11 protein-coding genes are annotated in these 11,909 nt (G+C 72.1%); all 11 read left to right on the forward strand.

Features of this window, described 5'->3' with window-relative positions:
* Positions 1–171: 171 nt before the first annotated feature.
* A complete protein-coding gene (locus ME121_RS10640) occupies positions 172–543 on the forward strand; it encodes a PepSY domain-containing protein (RefSeq protein ID WP_012321896.1) in 372 nt (123 codons plus the stop codon).
* A 35-nt stretch (positions 544–578) separates the two neighbouring features.
* Positions 579–1,256, forward strand: coding sequence for a response regulator transcription factor (locus ME121_RS10645; RefSeq protein WP_012321897.1), 678 nt, complete (start codon positions 579–581; stop codon positions 1,254–1,256).
* Positions 1,253–2,413, forward strand: coding sequence for a 2-methylaconitate cis-trans isomerase PrpF family protein (locus tag ME121_RS10650; RefSeq protein ID WP_089231452.1), 1,161 nt, complete (start codon positions 1,253–1,255; stop codon positions 2,411–2,413). Before ME121_RS10645 ends, ME121_RS10650 begins: the two co-directional genes overlap by 4 nt.
* 15 nt (positions 2,414–2,428) lie before the next feature.
* Positions 2,429–3,847 (forward strand): ATP-binding protein, encoded by a 1,419-nt coding sequence (locus tag ME121_RS10655; RefSeq protein ID WP_012321899.1) that lies wholly within the window; start codon positions 2,429–2,431, stop codon positions 3,845–3,847.
* A 199-nt stretch (positions 3,848–4,046) separates the two neighbouring features.
* Positions 4,047–5,534, forward strand: a complete 1,488-nt coding sequence (ccmI, locus tag ME121_RS10660) for a c-type cytochrome biogenesis protein CcmI (protein WP_059408828.1) — start codon at positions 4,047–4,049, stop codon at positions 5,532–5,534.
* Positions 5,535–5,732: 198 nt separating this feature from the next.
* On the forward strand, positions 5,733–6,245 hold the full coding sequence (ccmE, locus tag ME121_RS10665) for a cytochrome c maturation protein CcmE (RefSeq protein ID WP_012321901.1): 513 nt from the start codon (positions 5,733–5,735) through the stop codon (positions 6,243–6,245).
* Positions 6,246–6,255: 10 nt separating this feature from the next.
* On the forward strand, positions 6,256–8,256 hold the full coding sequence (locus tag ME121_RS10670; RefSeq protein ID WP_012321902.1) for a heme lyase CcmF/NrfE family subunit: 2,001 nt from the start codon (positions 6,256–6,258) through the stop codon (positions 8,254–8,256).
* Positions 8,256–8,720 carry a cytochrome c-type biogenesis protein gene (locus ME121_RS10675; RefSeq protein ID WP_012321903.1) on the forward strand — a complete coding sequence of 155 codons (465 nt, stop codon included), beginning with the start codon at positions 8,256–8,258 and terminating at the stop codon, positions 8,718–8,720. The genes ME121_RS10670 and ME121_RS10675 overlap by 1 nt, the downstream gene beginning before the upstream one ends.
* A 96-nt stretch (positions 8,721–8,816) precedes the next feature.
* Entirely contained in the window at positions 8,817–9,473 is a 657-nt protein-coding gene (locus ME121_RS10680; protein WP_029361201.1) for a glutathione S-transferase family protein, read from the forward strand.
* Positions 9,474–9,872: 399 nt separating this feature from the next.
* Positions 9,873–10,346: a formate dehydrogenase subunit gamma gene (locus tag ME121_RS10685; RefSeq protein ID WP_010684574.1), complete on the forward strand. Its 474-nt coding sequence runs from the start codon at positions 9,873–9,875 to the stop codon at positions 10,344–10,346.
* A complete protein-coding gene (locus ME121_RS10690) occupies positions 10,343–11,902 on the forward strand; it encodes a formate dehydrogenase beta subunit (RefSeq protein ID WP_059408829.1) in 1,560 nt (519 codons plus the stop codon). The genes ME121_RS10685 and ME121_RS10690 overlap by 4 nt, the downstream gene beginning before the upstream one ends.
* Positions 11,903–11,909 lie beyond the last annotated feature (7 nt).

Consider the following 11,909-nt stretch of genomic DNA (forward strand, 5'->3'; position numbering starts at 1 on the left):
CGTGGAACCGGGCGCCGCCTCGGCCGTCATGTCCGCACGATGCCGTCCGCCGCCAAGTCAGCCGCGTCAACCGCGCGAGGAATGTCCGGACCGCCACCGACGACCGCCGGGGGCGGCGCACGGCCACGTATTCAGGACGCATTCAGTGCCCTGGGCGCACATCATCTGCCAATGCGCTACGCCATCGCCCTCGTCGCCATCAGCCTGACCGCCGCGGCCCTCGCCGCGGGCGGCCTTGGCTCCATGGCCGACGACGGGCCGGCCCCCCAGACGGGCGCGGTGTCCAGCCAGGCGCCGCTGCGGATCGAGAGCTGCCTGTCCCCCGCCGACCTGCGCGAGGAGGTCGGCGAGCGCCGGGTGATCCCGCCGGTCGCGGCGATCCGCGCGGCCCGCACGGTGATCCCCCGGGCCGAGATCCAGCGGGCGAGCCTCTGCCGTCACGCGGACGGCCTCGTCTACATGCTCACCGCCTTGCGCCGGGACGGGCATTTCGTGCACGTGATTGTCGACGCGCGCACCGGCACCGTGGCGGGACAGTATTGAGCGGGCGCCGGAACCGTTTCGGAGGGGAGTGAGCCGTGCGTCTGCTGGTCGTGGAGGATGACAAGGACATCAACCGGCAGGTCGTGGCCGCGCTGGAGGAGGCCGGCTACGTCGCCGACAAGGCCTATGACGGCGAGGAGGGCGGCTATCTCGGCGAGAGCGAGCCCTACGACGCCATCATCCTCGACATGGGCCTGCCCAAGGCCGACGGCGTCACGGTGCTGCAGAAGTGGCGCCGGGCCGGCGTGAAGACCCCGGTGATCATCCTCACGGCCCGCGACCGCTGGTCCGACAAGGTCGACGGCTTCGACGCCGGCGCCGACGACTACGTCACCAAGCCCTTCCACATGGAGGAGCTGATGGCCCGGGTGCGCGCCCTGCTGCGCCGCGCCGCCGGCCACGCCACCAGCCAGATCGCCTGCGGGCCGGTGACCCTCGACACGCGCTCCGGCAAGGTCTTCGTCGACGGCGCCCAGGTGAAGCTGACGAGCCACGAGTACCGGCTGCTCTCCTACCTGATGCACCATACCGGCCGGGTCGTGTCCCGCGCCGAACTCACCGAGCACCTCTACGACCAGGATTTCGACCGCGACTCGAACACGATCGAGGTGTTCGTCGGCCGCCTGCGCAAGAAGCTCGCGGTGGACCTGATCCAGACCGTGCGCGGCCTCGGCTACCTCGTGGATCCCAACCAGCCTCCGGCGCGGATGTGAGCGCGGCTCCGCGTTCCGGCACGCTGCCGGCCGTGTTCATGCGCGGCGGCACCAGCAAGGCGCTGATGCTGCACCGCCGGGACGTGCCGGGGGATCTCGCCGCCTGGGAGCCGGTCTTCCTCTCCGCCATGGACAGCCCCGACCCGTTCGGGCGGCAGCTCAACGGCATGGGCGGGGGCGTCTCGTCGGTCTCGAAGATCTGCGTGGTGGAGCGCTCCGCGCGGCCGGACGCCGACATCGACTACACCTTCGTGCAGGTCGTGGTCCGGGACGGCCGCATCGACCTGTCGGGCAATTGCGGCAACATGCTCGCCGCCGCGGGACCGTTCGCGGTCGATGAGGGGCTCGTCGAGGTCCCGGACGGCCCGGTGCGGCTGCGGATCTTCAACACCAACACGCGCAAGCGGATCGCGGCGACCTTCGCGGTGGAGGGCGGCCGCAGCGTCTACCGCGGCGACCTCGCGATCCCCGGCGTCGCCGGCACCGGCGCGCCGATCCAGCTCGACTTCCTGGATCCGGGCGGCGCCACGACCGGCCGGCTGCTCCCGACCGGCACCGTCCGCCAGAGGCTCGACGTGCCGGGCCTCGGCGCGATCGAGGCCTCCCTGATCGACGCCGCCAATGCCTGCGTGTTCGTCCGCGCCGCCGATCTCGGGCTGGCCGGCACCGAGCTGCCCGCAGCCCTGGAGGCCGTGCCGGGCCTCCTCGACCGGCTGGCGCGGATCCGCCGGGCCGGCTCCGTGGCGATGGGCATCGCGCCGGACGTCGAGGCGGCGGCGCGCGTCGTCCACGTGCCCTTCGTCGGCCTCGTCGCCCCGCCGCAGGAGTCCGGCAGCCTCTCCGGCGACGCGATCCGCGCCGCCGAGATCGACCTGACCGCCCGGGTCATCTCCAACGGCGTGCCGCATCAGGCGCTGCCGCTGACCGCCACCCTGTGCCTCGCGGTCGCCGCCCGGCTCGAAGGCAGTCTCGTCCACGAGGCCGCCCGCCCCACCGGCGCGGCCCTGCGGGTCGGCATGCCGTCGGGCATCCTCACCGCCGACGCCGCCGTGACCCGCGGGGCCGACGGCTGGCGGGCCGAGCGCGGCGCCTTCTTCCGCACGGCGCGCCCGCTGATGCGCGGCGCGGTGTTCTACGACGCGCCGCCGCCCGTCTGAGCGACCGACGCATCCATGATCGACCTCATCGGCCTCTTCTCCCTGCGCCGCCGCTCCATCGCGGTGCGGCTCGCCGTGTCGGCGTTCCTGTCGAGCTCCGCGATCCTGCTGATCGCGGCCTGGATCCTCACGACCCTCTACCGCGAGAACACCGAGCGCTCCTTCGACAGCCGGCTCCTCGTCTTCGCCAACAATCTCGCCACCGACCTCGTCTCGCCCAACGATCCCGAGAGCCGGACCTTCTCGCTCGGCGACCCGCGCTTCGACCTGCCCCTGTCGGGCTGGTACTGGCAGGTCGGCAAGCCCGACGCGAAGCCGCGCGACGTGCGCACCTCCCGCTCCCTCGTGGGTGTGCCGCTCCCGCCCGCCACCGATTCCGACGGCAAGGTCGGGGTCGGGCAGATCCGTCAGGGCTACGGCAAGGGGCAGGACGGACGCCTCCTGCGCATCATGGAGCGCGACGTCGATCTCGGCGAGGAGGGCCGCTACACGGTCCGGGTCGCCGGCCCCGCCGACGAGATCGTCAACGACGTCGACCGGTTCCGGAACTCGCTGACCATCACCTTCGGCCTGCTCGGCCTGTCGCTGGCGATCACCACCCTGCTACAGATCCGGTTCGGCCTCGCGCCGCTCAAGAAGATGCGCGCCGCGCTGGGCGCCGTCCGCCGGGGCGAGGCCGACCGCATCACCGGCACCTATCCCCGCGACATCGCGCCGCTCACCGGCGAGGTGAACCTCCTGATCGAGACCAACCGCGAGATCCTGGAGCGCGCCCGGACCCAGGTCGGCAACCTCGCCCACGCCCTGAAGACGCCGCTCTCGATCATCGTCAACGAGGTCGGCGCCTCCGACGCCCCCGAGGAGCTCGCGCAGAAGATCCGCGAGCAGGCCGCGGTCATGCGCGATCAGGTCAACTACCACCTCGACCGCGCCCGGGCCGCCGCCCTCGCCGGCACGCTCGGCACCTCGACAGAGGTGGAGCCGGCGCTCGCGGGCCTCGTGCGCACCTTCGGGAAGATCTACCGGGACAAGGACATCGCCTACGACGTCCACGTGCCGCCGGGCCTGCGCTTCCGCGGCGAGCGCCAGGATTTCGAGGAGATGGTCGGCAACCTCGTCGACAACGCGTCGAAATGGGCCCACGGCCGCGTCGCGATCCGGGCCGAGGCGGTGAACACGAACGATTATCCCCACCTCGTCGTCGCCATCGAGGATGACGGCCCCGGCCTGCCCCCGGAGGCCCGCCAGGCCGTGCTCGGCCGCGGGCGGCGCCTCGACGAATCGAAGCCCGGCTCCGGCCTCGGCCTGTCGATCGTGGCCGACCTCGCCGCCCTGTACCGGGGACGCTTCACCCTGGAGGAGGCGGCGCTCGGCGGCCTGCGGGCGGTGCTGGAGGTGCCGGGCGACCTGCCGGTCGGCACCCCGACCCACTGAGGCCCTCCGCCGCCTCCGGGTACGGGCCGGGCACGGATCGAGCTGCGGGACGCGGCCTCATGGCTCCGCCCGGCCCCTTGTCTTCGCAACAGAGTTGCGTGACACCGTGCCGCCGCCGGGAGGCGTCGTGGCGTCACGCTGCCGGCTCCACATGGCGTGGGGAGGGGCGGGCCGGTCCGGCTCGTTGGCGATAAGGTCCATGACGGCGATCTGGTTCATCCTGGCGGCCATGACCGCGGCGGCCGTGCTCGGCCTGCTCTGGCCGATGTCGCGCCGCGCCGCCGTGCCGACCGGTGAGGCGGGCGGGAGCGGGCTCGCCACCGAGACGGCGTTCTACGAGGATCAGATCGCCGAGATCGAGCGCGACCTCGAGCGCGGCTTGATCGCCCCCGACGAGGCCGAGACCGCTAAGGCCGAGGCGGGCCGCCGCCTGCTCCGGTCGAGCCGCGAGGCGCAGCGCGAGGCCGAGGATGCCGGCATCGCCGAGGCCGCGCGCCCGGCCGAGCCGCGCCTGCGCCGCCGGCGCGCCGCCTCGGCCTTCGCGCTCTCCACCATCCCCCTCGTGGCGCTGATCGCCTACGGGCTCTACGGCTCGCCCGAGGTGCCGGCACAGACCGAGGCCGACCGGCAGGCCGCCCGTGGCGGCGCCGACGAGCTGATGAAGGCGGTCAGCCAGATCGAGGCGCGCCTCGCCCGGGACCCGAACGACGCCCGCGGCTGGGCGGTGCTCGCCCCGGTCTACATGCGCACCGGCCGCTTCGACGACGCCGCCCGCGCCTACGCCAACATCGCGCGGATCAAGGGTGAGACCGCCGATCTGCTGGCCGACCAGGGCGAGGCCCTCACGGCGGCGGGCAACGGCACGGTCTCGCCCGAGGCCAGGGCGCTGTTCGAGAAGGCGCAGGCCAAGGAGCCGAACGCGCCCAAGCCCCGATTCTACCTGGCCCGCGCGGCCGAGCAGGCCGGCGACACCGGCGAGGCGATCCGCCAGCTCACCGAGCTCGAGGCGTCGAGCCCGCCGAATGCCCCCTGGCTCGGGATCGTCAAGCAGAGCCTCGCCCGGCTCAAGGGCGAGCCGCCGCCGCCCGCAGCTCCGCAGACCGCCCCGCAGATCCCCGCGGAGCAGCAGGCGGCGATCCGCGGCATGGTCGACGGGCTCGACGCCCGGCTCAAGACCGGCGGCGGCACCCCCGACGAGTGGCTGCGGCTGGTCCGGTCCCGGGCGGTCCTCGGCGAGCGCGAGCAGGCGGCCGACGCCCTGGCCCGGGCGCGCGCGGCCCTGGCGGGCGACCCGCAGGGGCTCGCCCAGGTCGAGCAGGGCGCCCGCGCCGTGGGGCTCGGCGCGGAGGGCGAGGCGCCCGCGCCGGCCGGATCCGGCCAGCCGGGATCGGGCGCCCAATCCGAGAAGGAGGCCGCGATGGCGGCCGTGCGCGCCATGCCGCAGGCTGAGCAGCAGGCGGCGATTCGCGGGATGGTCGAGGGGCTGGACCGGCGCCTCGCCGCGCGGGGCGGCACGCCGGACGAGTGGATGCGCCTCGTGCGCTCCTACAGCGCGCTGGGCGAGCGGGACCAAGCGGTGAAGGCCCTCGACCGCGCCCGGATGGCGCTGGCCGCCAACAGCGAGGCGGTGACGCGGCTCGACGGCCTCGCCCGGGAGCTGGACCTGCCCGCCAAGCCCAATCCCTGACAGGCCGGACCCCCCGCCAGGCCCAGCCCCGGCACCACGAGATCGTGAGGCCGCCTCCGCCGAGCGGTCCGTACGACAATCGGTCCCGACGCCCGCCCTTGACCCGCGGGCGCCTGGAGCCGACACCCTCAAGGCTAGAATGAGAACGGTTCCGGTCGGGGCGGGTCTCCGCGCGCCGGACCGCGGGGTGGAAGTATCGTGACGCGTAAGAAACGCCGCCTGATCCTGATCGCCGCCTGCGGCAGCGTCCTGGCGCTCGCCGTGGGGCTGATCCTGTACGCCATGAGCGGCTCGATCGTGTTCTTCCGCTCGCCCACCGACATCGCCAAGCAGGCCATCGCCCCGGGCACGCGCCTGCGGCTCGGCGGTCTGGTGAAGGACGGCTCGCTCAGGCGCGGTCCCGACCAGACGGTCGACTTCGCCGTCACCGACACGAACGAGACCGTCGAGGTCCACTACAAGGGGTTGCTGCCGGACCTGTTCCGCGAAGGGCAGGGCGTGGTCGCCGAGGGCGTGCTGGAGCCGGGCGGGCAGTTCCGCGCCGACACGGTGCTCGCCAAGCACGACGAATCCTACATGCCCCGCGAGGTGGCCGACGCGCTGAAGGCGCAGGGGCGCTGGCAGGAGGGCGGCCCGAACAGGGGCGGCCCGGCGCCGAAGCCCGCCACCGCGGCGGCGGACAGCACCCTCGGTCCCCGCAGCGAGCGGTGAGGGAACCCGCATGATCGTCGAGACCGGCCACTTCGCCCTCGCGCTCGCGCTGGCGATCTCCCTCGTCCAGGTGGTGATGCCGATCTGGGCCGCCCGCTCGGGCGATCCGGCGCTCCGCCAGATCGCCTCGCAGGCGGCGCTCGGCGCGTTCGCCTGCGTGCTGTTCGCCTTCGCGGCGCTGACCTACGCGCACGTCACCTCGGACTTCTCGGTCCAGAACGTCGTCGAGAACTCGCACACGCAGAAGCCGCTGATCTACAAGATCTCGGGCGTCTGGGGGAACCACGAGGGCTCGATGCTCCTCTGGGTCCTGATCCTCACCCTGTTCGGCGCCTGCGTGGCGGCCGCGAAGAACTCGGTGCCGCCGCGGCTGCGGGCCAGCACGCTGGGCGTGCAGGGGCTGATCACCTTCGTGTTCGTGCTGTTCATCATCACGACCTCGAACCCGTTCACCCGGGTGATCCCGGCGCCGCTCGAGGGCAACGACCTCAACCCGCTGTTGCAGGATCCCGGTCTCGCGATCCACCCGCCGCTCCTCTACGTCGGCTATGTCGGCTTCTCGATCAGCTTCGCCTTCGCGGTGGCCGCGCTGATCGACGGGCGGATCGACGCCGTCTGGGCGCGGGCGGTGCGGCCCTGGACGCTGGCCGCGTGGTGCTTCCTGACGCTCGGGATCGCGATGGGTTCCTACTGGGCCTATTACGAGCTCGGCTGGGGCGGCTGGTGGTTCTGGGATCCGGTGGAGAACGCCTCGCTGATGCCGTGGATCGCCGGCACGGCGCTGCTGCACTCCACCGTGGTGATGGAGAAGCGCGACGCCCTGAAGGTCTGGACGGTGCTGCTCGCCATCCTGACCTTCTCGCTCTCGCTGATCGGCACCTTCCTGGTCCGCTCGGGCGTGATCACCTCGGTCCATTCCTTCGCCACGGACCCGACCCGCGGCGTCTTCATCCTGGCGATCTTGGTGCTGTTCATCGGCGGCTCGCTGACGCTGTTCGCGTGGCGGGCGCCGCTGCTGCGGCAGGGCGGCCTGTTCGCGCCGATCTCTCGCGAGGGGTCGCTCGTCCTGAACAACCTGTTCCTGGTGGCCGCCTGCGCCACCGTGCTGGTCGGCACCCTGTACCCGCTCGTGCTGGAGATGCTGACGGGCGAGAAGATCACGGTCGGGCCGCCCTTCTTCAACTCCACCTTCGTCCCGCTGGCGATCCCGCTCCTGCTGATCGTGCCCATGGGGCAGTCGCTCGCCTGGAAGCGCGGCGACGTGCTCGCCGCCGCCCAGCGCCTGTTCGCCGCGCTGGCGGTCGCCCTCGTCGTCGGCTTCGGGGTGCTGGCGCTGACCTGGGGCGGGCCGGTCATGGCGCCGGTCGGGATCGGCCTCGGCGCCTACCTGCTGATCGGCTCCGCCCTGGAGATCGTCACCCGCGCCCGGGGCTACGGGGCGAGCCGCGCCCGCTCCCTCGGCCAGATCGGCCGCCGCGCCGTCGGCCTGCCGCGCTCGGCCTGGGGCACCGCCATCGCCCATGCCGGGGTCGGCGTCGTGGTGCTGGGCATCGCCGCGCAGGGCTGGGCGACCGAGGGGCTGGCGACCCTCAAGGCCGGCCAAAGCCTGGCGACGGGACCCTACGTGGCGACCCTCGATCGCGTCGCGCCGCGCAAGGGACCGAACTACGAGGAGGCCGCCGCCTACCTGACCATCCGCACCCGCGGCGGCGACGAGGTCGGGCAGGTCGAGACCGGCAAGCGGTTCTACCCGAGCCGCAAGATGGCGGTGACGGAATCGGGCCTGCTGACCGTCGGCGCCAGCCAGGTCTACGCGAGTCTCGGGGAGATCGGGCAGGACGGCGGCGTCGGCCTGCGCCTCTACTACAAGCCGCTGGTCCTGCTGATCTGGCTCGGGGCGGTGGTGATGGCCGTGGGCGGCGGCCTGTCGCTCACGGACCGGCGGATGCGCGTAGGCGTCCCCGCCAAGGCGAAGGCGCGGCCGCTCCCGGTCGCGGTGCCGGCCGAGTGATGGCGCGCCGCTCGCTCCGGCCCGCGCTGGCGGCGCTCGCCCTGCTGGCGTCGCTGCCGGCCCTCGCGGTGCAGCCCGACGAGGTGCTGAAGGATCCCGTCCTGGAGCATCGCGCGCGGGAGATCTCGGCCGAACTGCGCTGCCTCGTCTGCCAGAACCAGTCGATCGACGATTCCGACGCGCCGCTTGCCAAGGATCTGCGCCTGATCGTCCGCGAGCGGCTGGAGAAGGGCGACAGCGACACGGCGGTGCTCGACTACGTCGTGGCCCGCTACGGCGAGTTCGTGCTGCTGCGCCCGGTCTTCGCGCTGCACACCCTGCTGCTGTGGCTCACCCCGGTGCTCGCAGTCCTGCTCGGCGGGCTGGGAATCTGGCGCCTCGCCCGCCGCCGCCCGCCCGCGCCGGCCCGGAACCTGTCGGCGGCCGAGGAGGCGGAGGTCGCGGCGCTGCTGCGACGGGAGTAGAATCGCGGGCGGAAGCGATTCGCCAGCCCCGTTCGGCACGAGTCTTGGATCGGGCCTCGCAGACCGCACGATCGGCGACGCGCCCGGGGCAGGACGATGACGGCCGCTACGCTCACCATCTCGAGCCGCAACTACTCCTCGTGGTCCCTGCGGGGCTGGCTCATCTGCCGGATGGCGGGTCTCGATTTCGAGACCGAGGTCCTGTCCGGCGCCGACGCCACCACCCGGGCGGAGCTGCTTCACCTCTCGCCGTCCTTCCTGGTGCCGCGCCTGCGCCACGGCGACGTGGTCGTCTGGGACACCCTGGCCATCGCCGAGTACCTCGCCGAGACCTTCCCGGAGGCCGGCTTCCTGCCCGGCAACGTGGCGGAGCGCGCCCATTGCCGGTCCATCTCCGGCGAGATGCATTCCGGCTTCGTCAATCTGCGCTCGGCGCTGCCGATGAACCTGCGCGCCTTCCACCCCGACTTCCGGGTGTTCAACGGGGCGAAGGCCGATATCGAGCGCATCGTCACGATCTTCGACGATTGCCTGGACCGCTACGAGGGTCCGTACCTGTTCGGCGCGCGGCCGTGCCTGGCCGACGCCATGTACGCTCCGGTCTGCACGCGCTTCCGCACCTACGACGTCGCGCTGCCGCCCCGGGCCGCCGCCTACCGCGACACGATCCTGCACTGGCCGCTGATGGTCGAGTGGGCTGAGGCCGCCGCCGACGAGCCGGACGAGATCGAGGAGCTCGAGATGGAGTTCTGAGGCGGCCGAGGCTCCGGTCTCGGAGCCCGCCGCCGTCCTTGCGAGCGGAGCGAAGCGATCCAGTCGCGCCACGCTTGCCGAGGTCGCGCTGCCCTGGATCGCTTCGCTCCGCTCGCAAGGACGGAGGGCTCTGAGCGGACGTTCCGGACCCGACGTGACAGGATGCAGTTTCTTGCATGGCACAAATTTATGTTGCGATGCACGCGACAAATTCTGACCGCGTATAGGATCTGAAAAATCGCGCTGCGGCAACAGGTTAACGAAGTGTCTCCGCTCGTCTGGCCTGCGCGTTACAGCTCGACAAACGTCCTTTGTCGCCCGACCGGACAGCGCGATTGATGCCATTCGGCATTTCTGTTCCTCTTCGCATTAGAACAGGAACAGACTGGGCTGGAAACCATGGCGCGTCACGAGCCCTGGAGCGCGGAGCGCGCGTCCGGGATCATCGCCGAGCACACCCATCTCGAAGGGGCCACGCTGCCGATCCTGCACGCGCTGCAGGAAACCTTCGGCTACGTGGATTCCGGCGCCGTGCCGCTGATCGCGGACGCGCTGAACCTGTCGCGCGCCGAGGTGCATGGCTGCATCACCTTCTACCACGACTTCCGCGCCCACCCCGCCGGCCGCCACGAGGTGAAGCTGTGCCGGGCCGAGGCCTGCCAGGCCATGGGCTCCGACAAGCTGCACCGCGAGATCCTCGGCCGCCTCGGCTGCGGCTGGCACGAGACCACCGCCGACGGCAGCGCCACGGTCGAGCCGGTCTACTGCCTCGGCCTCTGCGCCAACGGCCCCGCCGCGCTGGTCGACGGTGAGCCGGTCGCGCACCTGACCGCCGACGCCCTCGAAGCTGCCCTGACGGAGGTGCGCCAGTGAGCGTCACGCTCTACGTTCCGCGCGACGCCGTCGCCCTCGGGCTCGGCGCCAACAAGGTCGCCCGCGCCCTCTTCGCCGGCGCCGAGCGCCGCGGCCTGGACGTCACCATTGTCCGGACCGGCTCCCGCGGCCTGTTCTGGTTGGAGCCGATGGTCGAGGTCGGCACCCCCGAGGGGCGGGTCGCCTACGGGCCGGTGACGGTCAAGGACGTCGATGCCCTGCTGGATGCCGGCCTGACCACGGGCGGCGACCACGCCCTGCGCCTCGGCGATCCTGAAAAAATCCCCTACCTCGCCCGGCAGCAGCGCCTGACCTTCCACCGCTGCGGCGTGATCGACCCGGTCTCCGTGGACGATTACCGGGCCCATGGCGGCTACCGCGGCCTCGAGGCCGCCCTGAAGCTCGATGCCGAGGGCATTGTCGCGGCGGTGCGCGAGTCCGGCCTGCGCGGCCGGGGCGGTGCCGGCTTCCCCGCCGGCATCAAGTGGAACACCGTGATGCTCGCCGAGGCGGACCAGAAATACGTGGTCTGCAACGCCGACGAGGGCGATTCCGGCACCTTCGCCGACCGGATGATGATGGAGGGCGATCCCTTCAACCTCATCGAGGGCATGACCATCGCGGGCGTCGCCACTGGCGCCACCCGCGGCTACATCTACCTGCGCTCCGAGTACCCGCAGGCCTTCGCGACCCTGAAGGAGGCGATCGCCAACGGCGTGACGGCGGGCGTGCTCGGCGACAACATCCTGGGCTCGGGCAAGAGCTTCCACCTGGACGTGCGCCTCGGCGCCGGGGCCTATATCTGCGGCGAGGAGACCTCGCTGCTGGAGAGCCTGGAGGGCAAGCGCGGCATCGTGCGGGCCAAGCCGCCGATCCCGGCGCTGAAGGGCTTCCTCGGCAAGCCGACGCTGGTCAACAACGTCATGACCTTCACGGCCGTGCCGTGGATCCTGGAGAACGGCGCCAGGGCCTACGCCGATTACGGCATGGGCCGCTCGCTCGGCACCCTGCCGATCCAGCTCGCCGGCAACATCAAGCACGGCGGCCTGATCGAGATGGCCTTCGGCATCACCCTCCGTCAGGTGATCGAGGATTTCGGCGGCGGCACCCGCTCAGGTCGGCCGGTCCGGGCCGTGCAGGTCGGCGGGCCGCTCGGGGCCTACTTCCCCGACCATCTCCTCGACACGCCCCTCGACTACGAGGCGATGGCGGCCAAGAAGGGCCTCGTCGGCCACGGCGGCATCGTGGTGTTCGACGATACGGTCGATATGGCCGCCCAGGCCCGCTTCGCCTTCGAGTTCTGCGCCACCGAGTCGTGCGGCAAGTGCACCCCCTGCCGCATCGGCGCGACCCGCGGCGTCGAGACCATGGACAAGGTGATCGCCGGCATCCGGCCGGACGCGAACCTGAAGCTGGTCGAGGACCTCTGCGAGGTCATGACCGACGGGTCGCTCTGCGCCATGGGCGGGCTCACCCCGATGCCCGTCATGAGCGCGATCACCCATTTCCCCGAAGATTTTCGCCGTGCGGGCTCGCTGCCTGCGGCGGCTGAGTGAGGCGGCG

This window comes from Methylobacterium sp. ME121, assembly GCF_000974725.1.
Lineage (GTDB): Bacteria > Pseudomonadota > Alphaproteobacteria > Rhizobiales > Beijerinckiaceae > Methylobacterium > Methylobacterium radiotolerans.

Coding starts and splice junctions, on each gene's coding strand:
- ME121_RS10640 (WP_012321896.1), top strand. CDS start 172: ATGCGCTACGCCATCGCCCTCGTCGCCATCAGCCTGACCGCCGCGGCC.
- ME121_RS10685 (WP_010684574.1), top strand. CDS start 9,873: ATGGCGCGTCACGAGCCCTGGAGCGCGGAGCGCGCGTCCGGGATCATC.
- ME121_RS10675 (WP_012321903.1), top strand. CDS start 8,256: ATGGCGCGCCGCTCGCTCCGGCCCGCGCTGGCGGCGCTCGCCCTGCTG.
- ME121_RS10655 (WP_012321899.1), top strand. CDS start 2,429: ATGATCGACCTCATCGGCCTCTTCTCCCTGCGCCGCCGCTCCATCGCG.
- ME121_RS10680 (WP_029361201.1), top strand. CDS start 8,817: ATGACGGCCGCTACGCTCACCATCTCGAGCCGCAACTACTCCTCGTGG.
- ME121_RS10670 (WP_012321902.1), top strand. CDS start 6,256: ATGATCGTCGAGACCGGCCACTTCGCCCTCGCGCTCGCGCTGGCGATC.
- ccmI (WP_059408828.1), top strand. CDS start 4,047: ATGACGGCGATCTGGTTCATCCTGGCGGCCATGACCGCGGCGGCCGTG.